The sequence below is a fragment of the Streptomyces sp. NPDC050211 genome (assembly GCF_040656035.1).
Classification (GTDB): domain Bacteria; phylum Actinomycetota; class Actinomycetes; order Streptomycetales; family Streptomycetaceae; genus Streptomyces.
Genome location: NZ_JBFALC010000094.1, coordinates 1 through 20,671, shown reverse-complemented (window position 1 = coordinate 20,671; position 20,671 = coordinate 1). Strand labels below are relative to the sequence as shown.

Annotated in this window: 19 protein-coding genes and 2 pseudogenes; 13 read left to right on the top strand and 8 right to left on the bottom strand. The window is 69.6% G+C overall.

The features are described from left to right. Nucleotides 1-79: 79 nt before the first annotated feature. Genes AB0I98_RS45540 through AB0I98_RS45530 form a run of 3 tightly spaced genes read right to left on the bottom strand, consistent with a single transcriptional unit; the run spans nt 80 to nt 1,769 of the window. Nucleotides 80-463: an RRQRL motif-containing zinc-binding protein gene (locus AB0I98_RS45540; RefSeq protein ID WP_362951967.1), complete on the bottom strand. Its 384-nt coding sequence runs from the start codon at nt 461-463 to the stop codon at nt 80-82. After that, nucleotides 463-1,485 carry a DUF2637 domain-containing protein gene (locus AB0I98_RS45535; RefSeq protein WP_362951966.1) on the bottom strand — a complete coding sequence of 341 codons (1,023 nt, stop codon included), beginning with the start codon at nt 1,483-1,485 and terminating at the stop codon, nt 463-465. The genes AB0I98_RS45540 and AB0I98_RS45535 overlap by 1 nt, the downstream gene beginning before the upstream one ends. After that, complete coding sequence (locus AB0I98_RS45530; RefSeq protein ID WP_362951965.1) at nt 1,482-1,769, bottom strand: hypothetical protein; 288 nt, start codon at nt 1,767-1,769, stop codon at nt 1,482-1,484. The genes AB0I98_RS45535 and AB0I98_RS45530 overlap by 4 nt, the downstream gene beginning before the upstream one ends. 563 nt (nt 1,770-2,332) lie before the next feature. Here AB0I98_RS45530 and AB0I98_RS45525 point away from each other — a divergent pair. The 5 genes from AB0I98_RS45525 to AB0I98_RS45505 all read left to right on the top strand — a co-directional run bounded on the left by AB0I98_RS45525 (nt 2,333) and on the right by AB0I98_RS45505 (nt 6,318). Next, nucleotides 2,333-2,713, top strand: a complete 381-nt coding sequence (locus AB0I98_RS45525) for a GntR family transcriptional regulator (RefSeq protein WP_362951978.1) — start codon at nt 2,333-2,335, stop codon at nt 2,711-2,713. Nucleotides 2,714-2,871: 158 nt separating this feature from the next. Further along, the gene (locus tag AB0I98_RS45520; protein WP_362951964.1) at nt 2,872-4,119 is read left to right on the top strand and encodes an XRE family transcriptional regulator; all 1,248 of its coding nucleotides are present in this window, start codon (nt 2,872-2,874) and stop codon (nt 4,117-4,119) included. A gap of 268 nt (nt 4,120-4,387) precedes the next feature. Continuing rightward, nucleotides 4,388-4,702, top strand: coding sequence for a hypothetical protein (locus tag AB0I98_RS45515; RefSeq protein WP_362951963.1), 315 nt, complete (start codon nt 4,388-4,390; stop codon nt 4,700-4,702). A gap of 111 nt (nt 4,703-4,813) precedes the next feature. Next, complete coding sequence (htpX, locus tag AB0I98_RS45510) at nt 4,814-5,731, top strand: zinc metalloprotease HtpX (protein ID WP_362951977.1); 918 nt, start codon at nt 4,814-4,816, stop codon at nt 5,729-5,731. A gap of 2 nt (nt 5,732-5,733) precedes the next feature. Continuing rightward, a complete protein-coding gene (locus AB0I98_RS45505) occupies nt 5,734-6,318 on the top strand; it encodes a hypothetical protein (RefSeq protein WP_362951962.1) in 585 nt (194 codons plus the stop codon). A gap of 25 nt (nt 6,319-6,343) precedes the next feature. Here AB0I98_RS45505 and AB0I98_RS45500 read toward each other — a convergent pair whose 3' ends face one another. Next, entirely contained in the window at nt 6,344-6,625 is a 282-nt protein-coding gene (locus tag AB0I98_RS45500) for a hypothetical protein (RefSeq protein ID WP_362951961.1), read from the bottom strand. Between the two features lie 296 nt (nt 6,626-6,921). Here AB0I98_RS45500 and AB0I98_RS45495 point away from each other — a divergent pair. Together AB0I98_RS45495 and AB0I98_RS45490 are read left to right on the top strand one after the other, a co-directional pair. Beyond that, nucleotides 6,922-8,286: pseudogene (locus AB0I98_RS45495) on the top strand (aminoglycoside phosphotransferase family protein); the annotation flags it as partial. Between the two features lie 87 nt (nt 8,287-8,373). Next, nucleotides 8,374-9,558, top strand: coding sequence for a winged helix DNA-binding domain-containing protein (locus tag AB0I98_RS45490; protein ID WP_362951960.1), 1,185 nt, complete (start codon nt 8,374-8,376; stop codon nt 9,556-9,558). A gap of 52 nt (nt 9,559-9,610) precedes the next feature. Here AB0I98_RS45490 and AB0I98_RS45485 read toward each other — a convergent pair whose 3' ends face one another. From AB0I98_RS45485 to AB0I98_RS45470, 4 genes are all read right to left on the bottom strand, one after another. Then, entirely contained in the window at nt 9,611-9,919 is a 309-nt protein-coding gene (locus AB0I98_RS45485; protein WP_328365990.1) for a hypothetical protein, read from the bottom strand. A gap of 295 nt (nt 9,920-10,214) precedes the next feature. Continuing rightward, a complete protein-coding gene (locus AB0I98_RS45480; protein WP_362951959.1) occupies nt 10,215-11,486 on the bottom strand; it encodes a sugar ABC transporter permease in 1,272 nt (423 codons plus the stop codon). 5 nt (nt 11,487-11,491) lie between these two features. After that, nucleotides 11,492-12,274: an ATP-binding cassette domain-containing protein gene (locus AB0I98_RS45475; RefSeq protein ID WP_362951958.1), complete on the bottom strand. Its 783-nt coding sequence runs from the start codon at nt 12,272-12,274 to the stop codon at nt 11,492-11,494. A gap of 33 nt (nt 12,275-12,307) precedes the next feature. After that, on the bottom strand, nt 12,308-13,396 hold the full coding sequence (locus AB0I98_RS45470) for a substrate-binding domain-containing protein (RefSeq protein WP_362951957.1): 1,089 nt from the start codon (nt 13,394-13,396) through the stop codon (nt 12,308-12,310). 271 nt (nt 13,397-13,667) lie between these two features. On the opposite strand from AB0I98_RS45470, the gene AB0I98_RS45465 reads away from it, so the two are divergent. The 6 genes and pseudogenes from AB0I98_RS45465 to AB0I98_RS45440 all read left to right on the top strand — a co-directional run. Continuing rightward, complete coding sequence (locus AB0I98_RS45465) at nt 13,668-16,199, top strand: SpoIIE family protein phosphatase (protein WP_362951956.1); 2,532 nt, start codon at nt 13,668-13,670, stop codon at nt 16,197-16,199. Then, nucleotides 16,196-17,284, top strand: coding sequence for a substrate-binding domain-containing protein (locus AB0I98_RS45460; RefSeq protein ID WP_362951955.1), 1,089 nt, complete (start codon nt 16,196-16,198; stop codon nt 17,282-17,284). Before AB0I98_RS45465 ends, AB0I98_RS45460 begins: the two co-directional genes overlap by 4 nt. 265 nt (nt 17,285-17,549) lie before the next feature. Next, on the top strand, nt 17,550-18,218 hold the full coding sequence (locus AB0I98_RS45455; RefSeq protein WP_362951954.1) for a hypothetical protein: 669 nt from the start codon (nt 17,550-17,552) through the stop codon (nt 18,216-18,218). Between the two features lie 309 nt (nt 18,219-18,527). Next, nucleotides 18,528-19,556 (top strand): glutamine synthetase, encoded by a 1,029-nt coding sequence (gene glnII / locus AB0I98_RS45450; protein ID WP_362951953.1) that lies wholly within the window; start codon nt 18,528-18,530, stop codon nt 19,554-19,556. A 292-nt stretch (nt 19,557-19,848) separates the two neighbouring features. Further along, nucleotides 19,849-20,388 (top strand): winged helix-turn-helix domain-containing protein, encoded by a 540-nt coding sequence (locus AB0I98_RS45445; protein ID WP_362951952.1) that lies wholly within the window; start codon nt 19,849-19,851, stop codon nt 20,386-20,388. 60 nt (nt 20,389-20,448) lie between these two features. Beyond that, nucleotides 20,449-20,671, top strand: a pseudogene (locus AB0I98_RS45440) (reductase); the annotation flags it as partial.

Sequence of the window (20,671 nt, the reverse complement as noted above, 5' to 3'; positions counted from 1 at the left end):
CCTTCCAAGGGGAGGAAAGGCGGGGTCCGGCCGTCGCTGTAGGAGGTGGGCGGACGGACCCCGCCGCAGGGTTGGGTGTTCAGGCGGCGCGCTGTTCCTCGGTGGCGATGCACATGCCGCAGATGCCGTACGAGCGGGGGATGCAGTAACCGACATCGAGCAGGCAGCGCGGGCAGGTGCGGCGGGCGAGCATCGCCAGCGCGAGCGCGCCCCACTTGCGCGACGTCATCGGCCGTACCGGCTTGGCCAGGTCCTCGCGATAGAGGTAGGCGACGCGTACGCCCCCAGTCCGCCGGTTGACCCGCATCACCTGTGCCGCGATCGGCTGACCGCCGGGCCGCAGACCAAGGGCGCGTAACTGCCGACGCGTCGCCAGACCGGCCGGGGCCAACCGCCACGGGTAGGTAGGCACGCCGTACAGCGCGCCGGTCGGGTCGTAGCACTTACCGAAGACGGCGGACATCAGGCGACCGCTTCGGCAGTTGTGTCAGCCTGACGCGAATCGGTAACGGCGTTGTCGACCGCGTGCAGGGGGCGGCCGTCGGCGCGCTCGGCCTTCAACGCGTCGCGCAGCTTGCGGGCGTTGGCAGCCGAGCAGTGCACCTCGGTACGGATGCGCTCTGCGTTCAGCTCGGCATCCGTCCACTGTGCGGTGAGCGTGCGCGCCTGACTCAGCAGCTCCTCGAAGGTCCGCTGAGGCGTGCCCTTGGCCTTGGCCTTGTCGGTGGTCCGGCGGCGCGGGCGCGGTGTGGCCGCGGGCGGTTGTGCCGGCCGATTCTCCACCGGCTCCGGTGCGGCAGTGTCCTGGTCGGTGGCGGGGGTGAGTTCACCCATGCGCAGCATCACGCGCTCGCGCCGCGGGGTCTTCGTCCGCCACTTGCGGCCGTAGCGCTCACGCAGGTCGGCACGGGCCAACTGCCGTTCCTTCTCCCGCCTCAGCGCCTCGGAGTAGGAAGTGACCTCCCACAGCGTCATGCGCCGCCACAGCGCGAACGTCGACAGCGGGGCAAGCAGCCAGCGAGAGAACCGGATCTTCTCCATGCGGCGGCCGGTGGCCGCGCCGATCCGTACGGCGTAGATGTGCGCGCCGATCTCTGAGAACACCACCCACAGCAGCGGCATCGTGCCGTGCGCGACCTTCGCCCACACGTCGTGTCCGGCGGCGACGTTCAGCCCGCACGTGATCAGCGTGAGCACCCAGGGCACGAACCGCACCCACGCGAGCGCCATATCCATCCGGATCAACAGCAGGTTGGCCACGGTGAACACCGGGATGGCCACGTCGATACCGACCGGCAGCATCCACGGTGAGGCGAAGCCCCAACGGGCCGCAGCCTCGGAGACGGCATCGAAGGAAGAGATCAGACCGAGCGCGCCGACCCCAGCCGCGGCGAGCGCGCCAACTCCGGCGAGCCCCATCTCCGGGCGGGTCAGCGGCGGCACCCCGGACGCGGGCGCCTCGGGGGTTGGGGTCGTGGTGGTCATGCCGCCACCCCCTTGCGTCCCGCACGGCGGCGGGCGGGGCGGACCAGCGGGATGACGTCGAACAGGTTCAGGTTCTCCTCGATGACCTGCGCCGCGATGCGGACCAGGTCATCGGGAAGGTTCGGGTTGTCGGCGAGGATGTCGCGCGCCGCGTCCAGGCGGGCCGCGCGCTCCTGCTCGCTCTCGCCCTCGACACCCAGCCACAGCTCAACCGGGGTGCCGAGCGCCAGTTCCGCGAAGTCCGCGGGAGAGATGGCCTGTTGACGACCGATGTACGAACGCATGACAGCTCCTGAAGTGGGAGGGACACAGAGAGCCGGGGCGGTCGCGGTGCTTTGGTGAGAGGCGACCAGCCCCGGCAGGAAGACCCCCGCAGCGCGGCAGGGGAAGTACCGCGGGTCAGATACGGACCCGGCGCGGGCGGTTGGACAGGTTGATCAGTCCGCCGATCCCGGCTCCCCCTCACCGCATCTGCGAGAGATGCGGATCAGGCAACCGGCCGCCGCACCAGGTGCGGCGGAAGTTGAGGTGGTGCATGTCTCCTTCATCACGACCGCGCTCCCGTGTCAGGTAGAGCTGTCCGGCCTCGAAATAGGCGTATGGAGACGTGACCTTTCGGTCTAAGCCCTCCGGTTAATGCCAAGGCGCCGGGTCGCCTCCCCCCGTCCACCGCGGGGCTCCTGGTCGTGCGGTCTTGCAGGTCAAGCACTTGCAGACACAGCCAGCGAAGCCCTTTCGGGCTTGCCGTACTGACATGTAACAGTCTGTACTAGCACGTACCACGACGCAAGAGGGCCGCGGAGATTCGTGCTAGGTCGTACTAGGGGTGGGTACGCTCGATGGCGTGATGAGCGCTGAAATCTCGAAAGACGACCCCAGACCGGAGTCCGAGCAGGCGGCCGACATCCTGCGGCAAGAGATCCTGCGTGGCGACATCAAGCCGGGAGCCCATGTGGGCTCCGTGCGAGACTTGGCCACACGGTTCAAGATCTCGGGAATGACGGTGCAGCGCGCCCTTGCGATCCTCCGCGAGGACGGGCTCATCCTGACCACGTCGCGTGGCAGCTACGCACGGGACCCGGAGCAGGCCACCGAAGCCAGCGAAGCCGACGCAGGTGTCGACCTTCCCGAAGTCCTGCGTCAGCTCGAACATCTCACCTCCCAAGTCTCGGAACTCCGCGGCAGGCTCGAAGCGCTCGAAAGCCGCTCCGTGCCGGGTGGTGCGTGATCTGCAACCAGCATGCGAGGAACGGGAGTTGTGACGTAAGTGACAGCCAGGGGACGGCGATGCGGAGGTGGGGACATGTCCGGTGACACCCCCCTGTCACCTTCCCTGTCCCCCCGGCTCGCGCGCGAGACTCGGAGTAGGCACTCGGAGGAGGGCGCATGACCGACGACAGGCCCGCATGGGCGCGACGCATCGCGGCTGAACGGATGGCGCGCGACTGGTCGCAACGCGACGCAGTCAGGGCACTGCGGGCGCACGCTCCCACGGAGCTGCCCGCGGAAGACAGCATGATTCGCCAGTGGAAGCGCTGGGAGTCAGGCCAAATGCCGAACGACTTCTACCAACCGATCATTGCGGCCACGTTCGGCACCGTGACGCACGCGCTCTTCCCGGCGCCCTCACGGCGAGACGGGGACAGGGAGATCCTGGCAGCGTCCGGCATGGAGACGCTGGAGATCGTGAGCCGTCTCAACCGGTCCGACGTCGACAACGCCACGCTTGACGCTCTGCGGATCACGACGGACCGACTTGCCTCGGAGTACCCGTTCATGCCGAGCGAGCAACTTCTCATCGAGGGGCGGCAGTGGCTTCGCCGTGTCGTCGAACTTCACACGAAGAGCCTCACGCTCGCGCAACACCGCGAGGTTCTCGCGCTGTCCGGTTGGCTCGCGCTACTGGTCGGCTGCGTCGAGTACGACACGGGCGACCGCCACGCGGCCGAGTCGACGCGACAGGCTGCGCTCTCGCTCGCGACCGAGGCTGACCATGCGGAGGTTGCCGGGTGGGCGCACGAGATGCGGGCATGGTTCGCCCTCACGACCGGCGACTACCGCGGCGTCATCGCGGCGGCGCAGGCCGGAGCGGAGACGGCGGCGCACCACGGCGTGGCCGTGCAGCTCGCTGCCCAGGAAGCCAAGGCATGGGCGCGACTCGGAGACCGTCGGCAAGTGGAGGTCGCCTTGGACAAAGGGCGGCGAATGCTCGAAGGAATGCCGCACCCCGAGAACCTGGACAACCACTTCGTGGTGGACCCCGCCAAGTTCGACTTCTACGCGATGGACTGCTACCGCCTGGTCGGTGAGGACAAGCTCGCGCGCACGCTCGCCGAAGAGGTGCTGAGGGTAGGAACGGACTTCGACGGCACCGACCGCTCGCCGATGCGCAACGCCGAAGCCCGCGTCACGCTGGGCGTCACGGCGGCACGTGAGGGCGACTTGGAGCAGGCGCTCATCATGGGGGAGCGAGCCCTCGAAGGGGACCGTAAGTCGGTGCCTTCACTGATCATGACCAGCCGCGAGCTTGCTGCCGAGATGCGCAACCGGTACGGCTCCGAGCCGGGGGCACAGGACTACCTCGCGCGGCTTCACTCGCTCGCTGAGCAGAAGCCGGGGTTCATGCCCCGATGAGCACATGAACCCTCCCGTGATCCCTGAACCGGGCCGTCCCTGGGCCGTCCAAGGGTGGCCACCGACGACCGGCAACGACAGACAAGGACAGCATTCGTGCTGGTCAGAGCAGAGCCGGAAACAGTGGTCCGAGGTAGCGGCGCCGGGGCATCACTTCTTCGACGTGTGATCGACGCCTGTACCTCCGGCGGCGCCCCCGTTCCTGGTTCCCCAGGGCGGGGGCGCCGTCGTATGTTGGGGGTACGACTGTTCGAGGAAGGTAACGGGGATGTCCGAACGGCACGATGGGGAGCGGGAGTTCGACCTGAGATGGGCGGACTCGGCCGAGCACAAGGAGCCCTCGGCGCGCGCCCGGATGCTGGCCGCACGGTGGAAGGAGAATCCGCCGGGACCGGTGCCGTTCCGGGCCGACCCGGGTCCGGTGCGGAGCCGTCGCCGCTCGTCCCGGGTACGGAGCACTCGCCGCTCGTCCCGGATGCGGAGCACTCGCCGCTCGCCCTGGATATCGACGGCCATCGTGCTCGGCTCCGTGGCCGCGATCATCCTGCTTCTCGGGTACCTGAACTTCCGGCCGACCTACTGAGGACGCGCACAGCTTCCCTTTGCGGGCCCTAGAACTGATCACAACCGTGTCATGGCATGGCCGGGTGCACACTGGCAGTGGGGCGAGTGCCTGACTGCCGAGGTGATGCAGATGCAGAGCCGATTCCGGAGTGACCGGGGCCTGACCGCGCGGATGACGGTCACGCTTTTTCTGCTCGGATTGCTGTACGTGGGCTTTGTCGCGGCGCTGATCGTGCTGCTGAAGTCCTGGGTGCTGGTCGTGGTGGTCGCGGCGGGGTTCCTAGGGGCGCAGTACTGGTTCTCCGACCGGATCGCGCTCTTCGCGATGCGCGGACGGGTCGTGGAACGCGAGGAGTATCCGGAGCTGCACGCGGTGATCGACCGGCTGTGCACGCTGGCGGACCTGCCCAAGCCGACGGTCGCCGTGTCCGATATGGACATGCCGAACGCGTTCGCCACCGGGCGCAACGCGGACAAGTCGGTGATCTGCGTGACCACCGGTCTGCTACGGCGTCTGGAGCCGGCCGAGCTGGAGGGTGTGCTGGCGCACGAGCTGTCGCATGTGGCGCACAAGGACGTCGCCGTGATCACGATCGCGTCGTTCCTCGGTGTGATCGCCGGGCTGATCGTGCGGTTCGCGTTCTACTCGCAGCTCTTCGGCGGTGGACGCCGGGACCAGAACACCGCGGTGGTCTTCATGGCGGTGATGGGTGTCTCCGCGGCCGTCTACGCGATCAGCTTCCTGCTGATCCGGGCCCTGTCCCGGTACCGGGAGCTGGCGGCGGACCGGGCGGCGGCGCTGCTGACCGGCCGTCCTTCGACCCTGGCGTCCGCGCTGACCAAGGTGTCGGGCGACATCGCCCGGATCCCGACCAAGGATCTGCGCACGGCCCAGGCCTTCAACGCCTTCTACTTCACCCCGGCCCTGGGCAAGGAGCCCGGCATCGCCCGGTACTTCTCCACCCACCCCAGCCTGGAGCAGCGGCTCGACCAACTGGCGCGGATCTCCACCGAGTTGGGTGAGGCCGCGGCTCCCGGAAAGGCGTGAGCATGGGATTGCTGGACATCCTGCTCGGTCGTACGAAGCCGGTCGCGCCCGACCTCGACCAGCTCTTCGCCCTGCCGTCGGCGGCGGTGACGCTCCAGGCGGCGGCCTCCTTCACACCGACCGGGCGGGGGGCGGTGTGCTTCGCCACGGTCGAGGGCGCGGCCTTCGAGCAGACGCACCGCGAGGTCCAGGCGCTGCTGGACGCGGACGCCGACCGCGACGGGCCGCCGGTGGAGCTGCGGCGCGACAAGTACGGCTACTCCTGGCTGGTCTCCCAACGCGGCCCCGACGAGCTGCCGCTCCTGGTCAACGACCTGCATGCGGTGAACAGCTCGATGGAGGTCAACGGCTTCGGCCCCCAGTTGCTGTGCTCACTCGCCGGCTTCCAGGACGAGCAGGACAGACGGCTGGCGCTGGTCTACCTCTACAAGCGGGGCACCTTCTACCCGTTCGCGCCGCTGCCCGGCGATGGGCAGCGGCGCGACAACGCGCTGGAACTGCGGGTGAAGGCGGCCCTCGGCGACGACCTGCGGATCGAGCAGGACCTCAGCCGCTGGTTCCCGGTGTGGGGCGCCCCCGGTCTGTGACCGGCGGCGCTCACCACTCCGGGTCTCACTTGCTCTTCTGGCCCTTCTCGCGCTCCTGGCGGCGCGACTCGAAGGGGCGCTCGCGGCGGTAGCGGCGCTCCCACTTGGCCTGCTTGTCCCGGCGGTCGCGGTACGCACGGTAGTCGGACGGCACCGGGCCGGACCCGCCCGAGGGTGAGGTCGGCGAGGAGCCGCGCCCGTACTGCACGTACAGGAAGAGCACCGCGACGGCGGCGAGCCAGTAAAGGTGGTTTCCGAACCCCAGAACGACCAGGACCGCGGTCCCGGAAAAGATGATGGTGCCCATGACGGGCCTCCGTGGGCGTGGGTGATCAGTGAGCGGTGATGAGGTGTCCGACGCGGCGCTGGGGGTGGGCGTCCGGCCGTCGGTGCGTAGAGAGTAGCCCCACGTCCGCAAGGTGATGCCTGTCCTGCGGCAAGCGATGGTGGGCAGCTCCGCTATGCGTGTCCAGCGTAGGGAAGCGGTCACTTGGCGTGCATCTGCTTTTCCGCAGCCCCTCGTGGGGGCGTGCCGGTATGGGGTTGTCGGTCGACTGCGGGCTCGTTGTGGCTGGTCGCGCAGTTCCCCGCGCCCCTTCGGGGCTCGCCTTCGACTTCTCGGGACATGGTGAAAGCACCGGCGTACTACGGGAGTTGAGTCTGCGCAGGCGCTTCGAGCAGGAAGTGTCAGTGATCGGCACGCGCGCGCAGCACGAGCGGCCAGACGGTGGCAGACCTGGCCCGGCACTACGGCGAACGGGTCGTGGGCCTCGGCCTGTGCGCACCCGCCGTATACGCGGCCGAGGCGTGGGACGTGCCGTTCGGGGAGGGGGACGGCCGGTTCAGCGAGATCATCCGTACGCCGGACAGCTGGTGCGTCTCCCCCGCGCTGGACGCGCTGCGGGCGTACGAGGGCCGGGCGGTGCTCGCGGTGCCCGGCACGGACGCGGTCATCCCGCCCGCCGTGACGGAGGCGGTCCAGGCGGCGCTGGCCACGCGCGCGCAGTTCACGCGCTTCGAACTGCCCGAGGCGGATCACATGCTGGGCCAGTGGTTCCGCGAACACGGGGACGACCGGGGGAGGTTCGTGGACGCGGTGCTGAGCGGCCTCGGCGACGGCGGCTGGGCGGCGACCCGGGCCTGGGTGGCCAAGCAGCTCCCCGAGGGCCGTACGGTCACCACCACCCGTTTCCTGGCGGGCGGTTAGAGTTCCCAGATGCGCCGTCTCACCCTCGACGACGGCAGCGCTCGCGTTCTGCGGACCTTCGTCAAGCCCTTCTTCCGGCACCACGCGCCTGGCCTGCTCATGCGCGAATCGTCCGTACTCGCCCTGCTCGCCGCGCATCGGGACATCCCCGCCCCCGAACCGATCGCCGTCGACGCCACGGCCGAACACTGCGACCACCCCTCCTTGTTGATGTCCGAACTGCCGGGCCGGGTACGGGTCGACGAGGAAGACCTCGACCGGCGCCTCCCTATCAGGCGTGGATGTCTCCAGAACGGGTGAATGCGCCCTCGGGTGCCCTCTGGGAACGGGCCATGGACGTCATCCGCCGCGATCCGCCGCCGTACGAGGGCTGTTTCCTGCACCGGGACTTCCACCCCGGGAACGTGCTGTTCACCGGTGCGGGCGCCGGCCTGCGGATCAGCGGAGTGGTCGACTGGGTGGAGACCTCGTGGGGCCCGGCAGACCTGGACGTCGCCCACTGCTCGACGGCGGTTGCGCTGCTGCACGGGCCGGAGTGGGGGCTGGGGTTCCAGGAGCGGTACGAGGAGCGGGGCGGGCGTCGGCTTGCGGACGGAGCGGACCACCTTTACTGGCGGCTGCTGGACGCCCTGGCCTACGTCCCCGACGCGGCGAAGCTGGCGGGCCCGTGGCGGGAGCTGGGCCGGACCGACCTGACGCCGGAGGTGCTGGGTGGGCGGCTCGAGGAGTATGTGAGCGGACTGCTGCGGCAGTACGGGTGACCTGGGCGAAGGTGTCGGCGCCGCCCGATTGTCAGTGGCGTCCGAGAGGATGCGGTCACGGTTGTGATGTGACGGGTGGAGGCCGGTATGGGTGACGGGCGGCGGTACGTCGACGTGGCGGAGCGGCGGGCGCGGGTGGGGCTGCGGCATCGGCTGGCGGGTACGGCGCGGGCGGCGGCGCCGGAGGAGACCGCCCGCTCACTGGTCGCGCTGCACGGCACCGATCCGGCGACGGTGTATCTGGCGGTGGGCGCGCGGCTCGGGGATGCGGCACGGACGGTGACCGAGACCGAGCGGGCGCTGTACGAGGACGGCAGCCTGGTCCGGATGCACGGCATGCGCAACACCGTGTTCGTGTTCCCGACGGACCTGACGGCGGTCGTGCACGCCTCCACGGGCATCGCCGTCGCCGCCCGCGAGCGCGCCAACCTGCTCAAGCAGATGGCGGCGGGCGGGGCGCCGGACGCGGCCTGGCTCAAGGAGGTCGAGGAGTCCACGCTGGCCGTGCTGGAGCGCCGGGGGCAGGCGACGGCGGCCGAACTGGCCCAGGACGAGCCGCGGTTGAGAGAGCAGTTCCTGTACGGGGCCGGGAAGAGCTACGAGGGGCTGCACACCGTCTCGACACGGCTGCTGCGGCTGCTGGGCCAGGAGGGCAAGGTCGTACGCGGTCGGCCTCTCGGCTACTGGACGTCATCCCAGTTCCGCTGGGCGCCGGCCCCCCCGCATCCCGAACTGGACATCGCCGAGGCCCAGGCCGCCCTCCTCGACCGCTGGCTGACGGCTTGCGGCCCCGCCACCGAGGCCGACCTCAAGTGGTGGACCGGCTGGAAGGTGACCGAGGTGCGCCGGGCCCTCCAGGCGATCGGCGCCGAAGAGGTGCGGCTCGACGAGGGCACCGGCTATGTCACCGCCGGCGACACCGCCCCCGTGACCGGGCCCGCCGAAGCGTGGGCCGCCCTGCTGCCCGCCCTCGACCCGACGGCGATGGGCTGGCAGCACCGTGACTGGTACCTCTCCCCCGACCTGCGCCCCGCCCTCTTCGACCGCAGCGGCAACGTGGGCCCGACGGTGTGGTGGAACGGCCGGGTGATCGGGGGGTGGGCCCAGCGGGCCGACGGCGAGATCGTGTGGCGCGTGCTGGACGGGGAGGACGTCGGCAGCGAGGCGTCGGCCGCGATCGTGGCCGAGGCGGAGCGGTTGCGGGGGTGGGTGGGGGCGACGCGGATCACGCCGCGGTTCCGGACGCCGCTGGAGCGGGAGCTGGCGGGGTAGGTCGCTCTGTCGGCGCCGGGCACCGCACCATGCGCGGCGCCCGGCCCCGGCCTCACCGGTTGTAACGCATGAACGCCCGGACCATATGGCACGTCGTGTCCGACGGCGGGTGGACGCCGATGAGTTCCGCGGTGCTCCGTATCGTCTCGTTGCGGGCCTGGTTCGGCATATACACGCCCGAGTCGAGCAGGGCGATGGCCAGGCGCATGGCCTTGAGGCGGCGGTTGTGGGTGACGTACCACTCGCGGGGACGGCCCGGCGGCAACGGGCGCTTCTCCACGGGTTCGTACGGCAGGTCGAGCAGGACGGGGCGCTTCGCAGTGGACTGCGTCGGCCTTGGCTTCAGTGCGGCAGCGGGCACAGGCATCCTCCTGTCGCGGTCAGGGTCTCCTCCGGGGACTTCGGCGGCCCCGGCGACACCCTCGAACACTGCTTCTAGTTTACTGCCCGGCACTGACATCCAGGGAGTCCACAGAGTCCATCAAATGCCCAGGTGAGCCAGGGAATTGCCGCCGTGTCACGCCAGGTCCGTGAGATACGCGTGAGGCGGCGGAAATTCGAACAGAACGCCCACTGCGGGGCCCACGCAAGCACGTGGCGGCGTCGTGGTGAGACGAGAGCTTCTTCCGGCAGCCCGACGCCCGGTGCGCGATCCGTCATGCCCGCCCATGCGCCTCCTGCGAGCGTCGAGCCAGTGCGTCGATGACCACGGCGGTGAAGAGCACCCCGCCTGTGATCATGATCTGGACCGCGGTGGGGGTGTCCGTGATCACCATGCCCGAGGCGATCGACTGGATGACCAGCATGCCGAGCACCGCGGACCAGGTCGTACCGCGCCCTCCGAACAGGCTGGTGCCACCGATGACGGCCGCCGCGATGGCATTGAGCAGCAGGAGGCCCGAGCCCGCCCCCTGACTCACGGACGTGATGCGCGAGGCCAGGAACAGGCCGCCGATCGCGGCCATCGTGCCGGAGACGGCGAGCACCGCGGTCTGCACCCTCGTCACACTGAGGCTGGCGCGACGGGCCGCCTCGATGCTGCCGCCGAGTGCGTAGACCTGCCGCCCGTAGTGCGTGCGGCGCAGAACGATGTCGAGGCCGGCCACCACCACGAGGAAGATCAGCAGGGCGAGCGGCAGACCCTGGAACCGGTTGAGCAGGTATGCGGCGGTGAACGCGATCGCCGAGAGGACTCCTGTGCGCACGATGATTCCCCGGAGCGAGCGGCACGGCATGCCCATGGTCCTGCGGCGCTGCCTGTCCTGGTAGGACACGAAGAAGACCAGGCCCGTGCCGACTGCCGCCAGGCCGTATGCAGCGGCGTCGTTGGTGAAGTAATGGCTCGTCAGCTTGGCGACGAGGCCGTTCTCGTCGAGATTGATGGTGCCACTGGTCCCGAGGATGTAGAGCATGAGGCCGTTCCAGGTCAGCAGCCCCGCGAGGGTGATGACGAAAGCCGGCACGCGGGTCTTGGCGACGGAGAAGCCCTGGACGGTTCCTGCCGCGGTGCCCGCAAGCACCGCGATGATGAGGGCCAGCCATTCCGGTACGCCGTTGTTCACGTTCAGGACGGCGAAGACCGCGGCCGCGAGGCCGCTGATCGAGCCGACCGACAGGTCCAGCTCACCGAGCAGCAGCACGAAGACGATGCCGACCGCGATCAGGCCCGTACCCACGATGTCCACGCTGAGATTGGACAGGTTCCGGGATGACAGGAAGCTGTCGTTGAGGGACTGGAAGGTGATCCAGACCGCGGCGAGGACCAGGACGACCGGGAGCGAGCCCAGCTCGCCGTCGCTCAGCTTGCGCCGCAGGACGGCGACCCACCTATCCACGACCTGGGTGACGGCCCGTCCGCGGGGCGGCCGACGGGCCTCGGCGGTGGGCGCCGACGCTGCGGCCCGCGTGCTGCCCGCCCTGATGCGCATGGCTTTCACCACCCTGCCTCTCGGTGAGCCATCCGGCGGGGCACGTTCTCCGCGGCGCCGGTGATGGAGGCGATGATCTGTTCCTGAGACGTGGTGGTCACGTCGAAGAAGCCGTTGTTGCGCCCGAGCCGCAGCACGGCGGCCCGGTCCGCCAGAGCCTTGACATCGCCCATGTTGTGGCTGATGAGCAGCACCCCGAGGCCCCGGTCACGCAGACGGTCCACGAGGTCCAGGACCTCGCCGGTCTGCTCGATTCCCAGAGCCGCGGTCGGTTCGTCCAGGAGGAGGACCCGCGGGTCGCCGAGGAGCGAGCGGGCGATGGCGACCGTCTGCCGCTGGCCGCTGGACAGTGAGACGACGGGAGCGCGCAGATCGGGGATAGCCCTGGTCAGACGGTCCAACAGGTCCCTGGTGCGATGCTCCATCTCGACCTCGTCGAGGAACCCGAACCTGCGGATCTCCCGGCCGAGGAAGAGATTGCCCACGACGTCGAGGTTCCCGCACAGCGCGAGGTCCTGGTAGACGGTGGCGATGCCGAGGTCCCGGGCATCGTGGGGGCGCCTGATGTGGACTGTCCGGCCCTCCCACTCGATGACGCCCTTGTCCGCCGGGGCAACTCCGGAGATCACCTTGACCAGGGTGGACTTGCCGGCCCCGTTGTCCCCCAGCAACGCGACGACCTGGCCCGCGCGAATCTCCAGCTCGACGTCATTGAGGACCTCGACGACACCGAAGCGCTTGGACACGCCGCGCAGCGTCAGCAAGGGGGGACTCGGCACGAAGACCATCTCCTTCCCATGACCGGCCCCAGAACCGGTCTGTCAGGTGAGTCCGGCCTTGGTGCAGGCGGCGTCGAGTTGCGGGGTGCAGATCTGCTGGATCGTGTAGACGCCGTCCTTCACCACGGTGTCCTCGATGGTGTCGATGGTCACGGACACAGGGGTGAGCAGGACGGCCGGAACCGTGCTCCCACTGCTGGTCGTCACCTTGTCCGTGGCGATCCGGTCGAGGCTTTCACCACGGGCCGCGGCCACGGCCAGTGCGGCGCCGGCGGAAGCCTCGGGCGCGAAGGGCTTGTAAACGGTCATGTACTGCTCGTCGGCGACAATGCGCCGCACGGCTCCGAGCTCGGCGTCCTGCCCGGTGACGGGGGGCAGCGGGTCGACCTTGTTGGCTTTCAGAGCGGCGATGCTGCCGGCGGCGAGGCCGTCGTTGGCGGCGTAGACCCCGTCGATGTTGTCGGCGCCGAGGGCGGAGATGGCGCCGGACATGTTCATGTGAGCGACCTCCGTTCTCCACTGGGGGGTGTCGTACGCTTTGGCGATCTCGACCCTCCCCTCGAGCACGGACAGCGCGCCCGCCTTGAACGACACCGCGTTGGGGTCGCTGGGATCGCCGTTCATCATGACGATCTGGTCGCCGGACTCCCTGTCGCCCATGGCCTTCAGCAGCGCCGTGCCCTGGAGCCTGCCGACCTCCTCGCCGTCGAAGGAGGCGTAACCCGAAATCGGTCCCTCGGCGAGACGGTCGTAGGCGATGACGGGGATACCTGCCTCGTCCGCCTTCGCGACCGTTGGGCGCAGCGATCTGGCGTCCACGGCCGCGAGCAGGATGGCATCGACCCCCTCGGCGAGCATCGAGTCCATCTGCGCCTGCTGGATGGCCACATCGCCCTTGGCGTTGGCGTGCTCGACCGTGCACTCGTCGCACAGCTCCTTGATCCGTCCGTCGAGCAGCGGCCTGTCGTTCGTCTCCCAACGAGCCGTGGTGGAGTCCGGCAGCAGCACACCGATCTTCGTCCGGTTCCCCCCGCCGGAGTCGTTCCCGGCGCCCTCCCCGCAGGCCGCGAGAGCAGCGGCTGTGGCGGCCGCGGCCACAGCGACCGCCGCCCCCCGTACGCAGGCCTTCATGTGAGAGACCTCCCTGCACCGGTCCCTGCTCTCATCACAATGCCGACGCCGAGCATCCGCCTGGAGCGTATTGCGCAAAAAGGGGCAAGACGACTATGTCGTAAGTGTGACACCGGCCGCCGTGAACGGCGAACGCGACGGATATCGCCCCCAATCGGAAAGGGGAACATGGCGATCTGTCGGCTTCGCCCGCATATGAGACGCTGGTACCCGAGCGCCCCGATCTCAGCCTGTCGGCAGCTGTGGCCTGGGGCGGGAAGAAGATGCGGACATGCCTCATGACGGCCGTGCTTGGGCCGGCGTCTCGCAGCTGCGGGCTTCGGAGGCGGGGGCTGCGGACACCGGTTCACCGCCTCCGGGGCGAGAGGCCGACCCCGGGGAGCGGGCCCTGACATTCGCCGGAGCGGCGCTGGCAGCTGTCTATGTGCCCGGTGCCGGGGAGGAGGAGCTCCGGTTGGTGGAGACGGCCGGATGCGCCGTTTCCCAGTACGGCCTGCCGGAGCATCTGCCCCTGTCCGGCGGCTCACCCGCCGCGGAGGCCTTCCGCACCGACCGGCCGCTGTGGCTGGACCATGCGGCCCTCGCCTCCTACGAGGGCGGGCCGACACCGCCACGAGCGCAGACGTCACTCGGTGCAGTGCCCCTCGGAGCGGAGGGCAGGCGGCTGGGGTGTCTCGTCGTCGTGGGGGGCTCCGCAGAGGGATTCGAGGCCGGGCAGCGGCGCTTCGTGGAGCAGTACGCCGAGGCGGTCTCCGACCTGCTGCAGGCCGGGACCGACCGACCCGCATCGCCGTCGCTGCTGATCCGCGCCCTGCGCGAGCTGCGCGTCGGCTCGTTCGTCCTGGTGCCGGACGCCGGCGTCATCGACGCGGACGAGATGCTGCTCGAACTGCTCGGCATCACGCCCGACGACTTCGACGGCAAGGCGGACACGCTGCTCGCGAACGCGGTTCCAGAGGACATGCACGCGCTGATGTCGGTCCTGGAACCGTCCACCCCGGCGTTCGCCCGGCGGGAGCTGGAGTTCCGTGTCCGCCTCCCCACGGGTGAAATGCGCTGGCTGAGCCTGAGGTGCCGGGTGCCGACGAGCCCCGACGACCGGCCGCAGCAGTTGCTCGGGGTGGTGACGGCGACCTCGGTCCAGCGTCGCAGCGCCGACGACGTCTCCCGGATCCAGTGGCTGACCGCCGCACTTGACGACGCCGCAACGGTCCAGGACGTCGGCCGCGTGGTCGTCACCGCGCTGCGTGAGCCGCTGGCCGCAGACCGGGTGGCGCTCGCCGAGCTGCGGGAGGACCGGCTGATCGTCATCGTGCTCGACCCGCCGCAGCCCGCCGCCTGGCCGGAGACTTGGCGTTCCGAGTGGCGTTCGGAGTGGCCGGACGCTCCGGTGAGGGCCCTGCCCACCCTTCAACTGGCGCTACGGGACGGGCGTATGGATCTGTGGCCCGCCGGCACAACCTTCGAACCGGGGCTCGCAGGCATCGGTGCCGGAGGCCTGGCCGTCATGCCACTGCCCGCCAGGGGTGGGGTCGTCGGCGTGTGCCTGGTCGGCTGGAATCAGTCGCACGAGTTCGTCACCGAGGAGCGGTCCGTGCTGACCGCAACCGCGGTGCTGGTGGGGCAGGCCCTCGAACGCGCGCACGCGTACGACGCCGAGCAGGAGCTCGCGACGATGCTTCAGCGCAGCCTGCTGCCGCGGCGCCTGCCCGAACTGCCCGGGGGCACGGCCGTCGCCCGCTATCTGCCCGCCAGGCGTGGGCTCCAGGTGGGCGGCGACTGGTACGACGTCATCGTCATCTCCGAGGATCGGGTGGCACTGGTCATCGGTGACGTGCAGGGGCACAGCGCCGGAGCCGCGACGATCATGGGCCAGATGCGGACCGCGGTCAGGGCATACGCGGTGGAGGGACACCCGCCGGACGTGGTCGTCTCCCACGCCAATCGGCTGCTCGTCGGCATGGAAACCGATCTGTTCGCCACCTGTTGCTATGTCGAACTGGACATGGAGGAGGGCAACGCACTGTTCGTCCGGGCCGGGCACCTCTCCCCACTGGTACGCCATCCCGACGGCACCACCGATGAGGTACAGGTCGAAGGAGGGCTCCCGCTGGGCATACTCGCCGAGGCGGAGTTCCCCATGACCGCGTTGGCGCTGGCCCCCGGCACGGTGCTCGCTCTGGTCACCGACGGCCTGGTGGAGGCCGCCGACCTGCCCCTGGACGAGGGGATGGACCGCACACGCGCCGCGCTCGCCGCGGCCGACTCGGCGGACCCCGGGCGGATGGCCGACGAACTGCTGGGCGACGTCGGCCGCCGCGAGGACGACGTGGCGCTGTTGCTGTTGCGCTACGACGGCATGAAGGCCCGGCCGATCCGGGCCGGCTGGGTGGTGTGGCGCCTGCCCGACGCCGTGATGCACGCCCGCCGTTTCACCGCGCGCACGCTGCGCCGGTGGAAGATCGAGGAAGCGGCCGACGGGGTGCTGCTGGTCGTGTCCGAACTGGTCACCAACGCCTTGATACACACTCAGGGGCCGGTCCGCCTCGATCTGATACTCCGCGGGGATCGGGTGCGCGTCTCCGTGAGCGACGCCTCGCCGCGAGCGCCCGCCAAGCCGGTGATCGTCGACTGGGAGTCGACCGGCGGCCGAGGCCTGCTGCTGGTCGAGGCGATGTCGGAGTCCTTCGGCTCCGTGCCGGTGGCCGGCGGCAAGCAGGTGTGGAGCGAGATCCTCGTGCCACGATGCGAGCCGGCTCCCGCGGACTCGGCGCCCCGAACGGAACGAAGGAGTCTGCCATGAGGCCCCGGACCGTGGCATGGCAGGTCATCGCGGCACTCGTCGCAGGGCTCATGACGATCTCCCTGACGGCCTGTTCGGACGACGACGAGGCCGGCGCGGACGGCTTCGCCGTCGGCCTGCTGCTCCCGAGCCGAGCGGTGCCCCGCTGGGAGCACTCCGACAAGCCGCTGATCGCGGAGCGGCTGAGGCAGCTGTGTCCCGGCTGCACCATGGAGTACGCCAACGCCGAGAACGATGTGTCGAGGCAGCGGGAACAGATGACGTCCATGATCACCCAGGGTGTCAGGGTCCTGATCCTCGACGCAGTGGACAACAAGGCGCTGCGCTCCTCGGTCCAGGAGGCGCGCAGGGCGGGTGTCCCCGTCGTCGCCTATGACCGGCTCGCCCAGGGCCCGATCTCGGGCTACGTCAGTTTCGACGGTGCGCAGGTCGGCAGGCTCCAGGGCGAGGCGCTCCTGAAGGTCATGAGCGAGAAGGCGACCGGGAAGACCGTCGTCATGGTGAATGGGGACCCGTCCAGTCCCAACGCGGCGTGGTACCGCAGGGGTGCGCTGTCCGTCCTCGAAGGCAAGGTGAAGATCGGCAGGTCGTACGACACCCGCGGCTGGAGCACCGACAACGCCCACGCCAACATGTCCGCTGCCATCGCCGCCCTGGGCCCGGACCGCATCGGCGGCGTTCTGGCGGCCAACGACGCCATAGCCGCGGGCGTCATCTCGGCTCTCAAGAACGCCGGTGTCAGGGAGCTTCCGCCCATCACCGGCCAGGACGCCGACCTCGAGGCGGTGCGGCGCATCATCGAAGGCGAGCAATACATGACGGTGTACAAGCCGTTCAGGACGCAGGCCGCCGCAGCTGCCGCCATGGCCGTCGCCCTCGGTCGCGGCGAGGACGTCCGCGAAGTCGCCACGACGACGATCGACAGCCCCACCACCCAGGACATCCCGTCCGTTCTGCTCGCTCCGAGCACGGTGACGGTCGGCAACATCAAGCAGACACTTGTCAAGGACGGCGTGTACACCATCAAGCAGATCTGCTCCCAGAAGCTCCGGCCCGCCTGCTCCCAGGCCGGACTCTCCCCGTGAGCCACACAGAGCTGCCCTCCAACTGCCTTGCCTGGAAAGTCAGCGGAGCCGACTGCACGGTATGCGGGAGTACCTCAGGGGATCGCCCGCACGGATGAGGCGGTACGGGGCACCCTGTCCCGCTAGGCCCGTTTTCATCGCCGGATCAGCCCCCAACTCCGGTGTGACGCAGGTTACTTCAGCTGACTCCTGTAACCACTGAGTAACCACGTTCGGTATCTCGTACATAGCGACGTACGCTCCCCCACCCCTTCAGGAGGCGCGCATGTCGCGTAGGAGAACTCTCAGCACCCAGAAGAAGCTCGCCCTGCTGGTGAGCGCCGCGGCCGTGGCGGGAGGCGGGGCCTTCGTCATGGCGAGCACCTCGAACGCCGCGCAGACCGCGGCCGAGTCGAGTGTCTGCCAGGGTCTCGCCACCGCCCTCGGCAACAACGAGCGGTTCATCGCGGGGCAGCAGGCCAACCCGGACGCGCAGTCCGAGGCCCGGATCGCCAACCGCGAGGCCGTCATCGCGCAGATCAAGGTGCAGCAGGAAGCGTCCGGTTGCGTCGTTGGGGAGTCGGCTCAGGGCTCCCAGGCGACACAGCCGGCGCAGAACGACCAGCAGAACAACCCGCAGAACGCGCAGCCCTCGCAGACCGCGACCGCCCCCGCGGGCAACGCCGGTGGCGGCGCCGCCGCATCCGGCGAGCAGGTGTGCAACGGCTCCACCGTCACCCTGTCCGGCGAGGACGGCGCCCCGGCCGCGTCCAGCAACCAGTTCCCGGCGGGGACGAAGCTGAAGGTCACCAACCTGGACAACAACAAGTCCACGACGGTGGAGGTCACTTCGGTCTCCGGCAGCTGTGTGCTGCTGAACAACGCGGCGTTCGAGCAGGTCCGCGAGCCCGGCAAGTTCCTCATCCGCCGGGCCGTGATCGAGAAGGTGGGGTGATGCTCAGGAGCCCGGACATTCAGTGAGTCGTACGTGTCATGGGTCCTGCTGCTCCCGGCCAGGAGCAGCAGGACCGGCTCTTCAACCCCATCGCATACGAGCCCGGCCCGCGGCACCGCGCCGCGCGCGGGTGCCCCTCACAGCGTGTGTCGTACCACAGCATGACCAGGTAACACGGGGTTCACATTCGAGCAATGATCGGGAAATCGCCTGTTGACAGGCTCGCGGGCAACAGGAGCGGCGCCCCAGTGCCGCAGCGCCGCAGCACCCGCAAGTGCGCCTAGAGACCCACCCCGAAGGATGTGGCCCGTGAGCTTCAAGGCTGAGTACATCTGGATCGACGGCACCGAGCCGACGGCCAAGCTGCGTTCGAAGACCAAGATCATGGCCGACGACGCCAAGGGTGCCGAGCTGCCGATCTGGGGCTTCGACGGGTCCTCCACGAACCAGGCCGAGGGCCACGCCTCGGACTGTGTGCTCAAGCCGGTCTTCTCCTGCCCGGACCCGATCCGCGGCGGCGACGACATCCTGGTGATGTGCGAGGTCCTGAACATCGACTTCACCCCGCACGCCACGAACACCCGCGCCGCGCTGACCGAGGTCGCCGAGAAGTTCGCCGCCCAGGAGCCGATCTTCGGCATCGAGCAGGAGTACACCTTCTTCAAGGACGGCTACCCGCTCGGCTTCCCGAAGGGCGGCTTCCCGGCCCCGCAGGGCGGCTACTACTGCGGTGTCGGCGCCGACGAGATCTTCGGCCGTGACATCGTCGAGGCCCACCTGGAGAACTGCCTGAAGGCGGGTCTCGCGATCTCCGGCATCAATGCCGAGGTCATGCCCGGCCAGTGGGAGTTCCAGGTCGGCCCGGTCTCCCCGCTGGAGGTCTCCGACCACCTGTGGATCGCCCGCTGGCTGCTCTACCGCACCGCCGAGGACTTCGGCGTCGCCGCCACCCTCGACCCGAAGCCGGTCAAGGGCGACTGGAACGGCGCCGGCGCGCACACCAACTTCTCCACCAAGGCGATGCGCGAGGGCTACGACGCGATCATCACCGCCTGCGAGTCGCTCGGTGAGGGCTCCAAGCCGCTCGACCACGTCAAGAACTACGGCGCCGGCATCGACGACCGGCTGACCGGTCTGCACGAGACCGCCCCGTGGGACAAGTACTCCTACGGCGTCTCCAACCGCGGTGCCTCGGTGCGTATCCCGTGGCAGGTCGAGAAGGACGGCAAGGGCTACATCGAGGACCGCCGCCCGAACGCCAACGTCGACCCGTACGTGGTGACCCGCCTGATCGTCGACACCTGCTGCTCCGCGCTGGAGAAGGCCGGCCAGATCTGATCCCCGCCACAGAGCTCCAGGAAAGGGCGCCCGCCGCATGGTGGGCGCCCTTCGCGTCGTACACCCGACTCTGCTTCAATGAGTCCATGGCCAGCTTCCAGAAGCACCTCGCGACAGGTCGCCATGACCTCGAGCCCTTCTGGCCTTCCCGTCAGCACCACGACTTCGACCGGGTGTGTTGTCGCGCGATGAACGCGCCGGCCCTCTAAAGCCGAACAACTCGTCCGGCCTTCGGCCCGCGCGCATGACGTACGTCCCCCGACGACCTCTCGCGCGAAAGAGCTGACCTCTCATGGCGAACACCCGTTCTCTGTCCTCCGCCGCCACGCTCGACTCCCCCACCGGTTCCCGGCATCATCTGCGTGCCGTGGACCGGGACGAGGTGATCGACGTCGCGGACCTCCTGCCGCCGGGCGCCACCTGGCTGCCCGCTCCCCCGCACTCCCTGCCCACCCTGCCGGGACAGCCGCCCATGATCGGCTACCTGGTGCTCGTCCCGGCCGACCGGCAGCCACCGCTGCCGCAGGAGCCCGACGGCGACCCGCTCGTCCGGGTCGACACCGACCAGCGCACCGCCGAGGTGGACGGACGCGAACTCGACCTCACGTACCTGGAGTTTGAGCTCCTCGCCCACCTTGTGGCCCGCCCGAACCGGGTGCACACCCGTGACCAGCTGGTCACCACCGTCTGGGGGTACGGACACGTCGGCGACGGCCGCACGGTCGACGTCCATATCGCCCGGCTGCGCCGCAAGCTGGGCGCCGAGCACCGCGGGACGATCCAGACAGTACGGCGGGTCGGGTACAAGTACGCGCCGCCGGCCGGGCGTTGATCCTCTGCTGACGGCAGATTCCCGTTCCGTCCCGCGGCCCGGCCCGGCAGAGTCGAGGGCATGAGACTTCTGGTGCTGGGTGGTACGGAGTTCGCGGGGCGGGCCGTCGTGGAGGCGGCGCTCGGGCGGGGCTGGGAGGTGACGGTCTTCCACCGGGGCCGGCACGCACCGCCTCCCGGTGTGCGGTCGCTGCACGGCGACCGCACCCCACCCCACGGGCGAACCGCCCTCGCAGCGGGCGAGTGGGTCGCCCGAGTCGACACCAGGTCGTCGGGGGCCCGTG

What these genes read in the sequence shown, in the direction of transcription:
- AB0I98_RS45540 (WP_362951967.1), bottom strand. Translation starts at nt 463, where the DNA reads ATGTCCGCCGTCTTCGGTAAGTGCTACGACCCGACCGGCGCGCTGTAC.
- AB0I98_RS45535 (WP_362951966.1), bottom strand. Translation starts at nt 1,485, where the DNA reads ATGACCACCACGACCCCAACCCCCGAGGCGCCCGCGTCCGGGGTGCCG.
- AB0I98_RS45530 (WP_362951965.1), bottom strand. Translation starts at nt 1,769, where the DNA reads ATGCGTTCGTACATCGGTCGTCAACAGGCCATCTCTCCCGCGGACTTC.
- AB0I98_RS45525 (WP_362951978.1), top strand. Translation starts at nt 2,333, where the DNA reads ATGAGCGCTGAAATCTCGAAAGACGACCCCAGACCGGAGTCCGAGCAG.
- AB0I98_RS45520 (WP_362951964.1), top strand. Translation starts at nt 2,872, where the DNA reads ATGACCGACGACAGGCCCGCATGGGCGCGACGCATCGCGGCTGAACGG.
- AB0I98_RS45515 (WP_362951963.1), top strand. Translation starts at nt 4,388, where the DNA reads ATGTCCGAACGGCACGATGGGGAGCGGGAGTTCGACCTGAGATGGGCG.
- htpX (WP_362951977.1), top strand. Translation starts at nt 4,814, where the DNA reads ATGCAGAGCCGATTCCGGAGTGACCGGGGCCTGACCGCGCGGATGACG.
- AB0I98_RS45505 (WP_362951962.1), top strand. Translation starts at nt 5,734, where the DNA reads ATGGGATTGCTGGACATCCTGCTCGGTCGTACGAAGCCGGTCGCGCCC.
- AB0I98_RS45500 (WP_362951961.1), bottom strand. Translation starts at nt 6,625, where the DNA reads ATGGGCACCATCATCTTTTCCGGGACCGCGGTCCTGGTCGTTCTGGGG.
- AB0I98_RS45490 (WP_362951960.1), top strand. Translation starts at nt 8,374, where the DNA reads ATGGGTGACGGGCGGCGGTACGTCGACGTGGCGGAGCGGCGGGCGCGG.
- AB0I98_RS45480 (WP_362951959.1), bottom strand. Translation starts at nt 11,486, where the DNA reads ATGCGCATCAGGGCGGGCAGCACGCGGGCCGCAGCGTCGGCGCCCACC.
- AB0I98_RS45475 (WP_362951958.1), bottom strand. Translation starts at nt 12,274, where the DNA reads ATGGTCTTCGTGCCGAGTCCCCCCTTGCTGACGCTGCGCGGCGTGTCC.
- AB0I98_RS45470 (WP_362951957.1), bottom strand. Translation starts at nt 13,396, where the DNA reads ATGAAGGCCTGCGTACGGGGGGCGGCGGTCGCTGTGGCCGCGGCCGCC.
- AB0I98_RS45465 (WP_362951956.1), top strand. Translation starts at nt 13,668, where the DNA reads ATGCCTCATGACGGCCGTGCTTGGGCCGGCGTCTCGCAGCTGCGGGCT.
- AB0I98_RS45460 (WP_362951955.1), top strand. Translation starts at nt 16,196, where the DNA reads ATGAGGCCCCGGACCGTGGCATGGCAGGTCATCGCGGCACTCGTCGCA.
- AB0I98_RS45455 (WP_362951954.1), top strand. Translation starts at nt 17,550, where the DNA reads ATGTCGCGTAGGAGAACTCTCAGCACCCAGAAGAAGCTCGCCCTGCTG.
- AB0I98_RS45445 (WP_362951952.1), top strand. Translation starts at nt 19,849, where the DNA reads ATGGCGAACACCCGTTCTCTGTCCTCCGCCGCCACGCTCGACTCCCCC.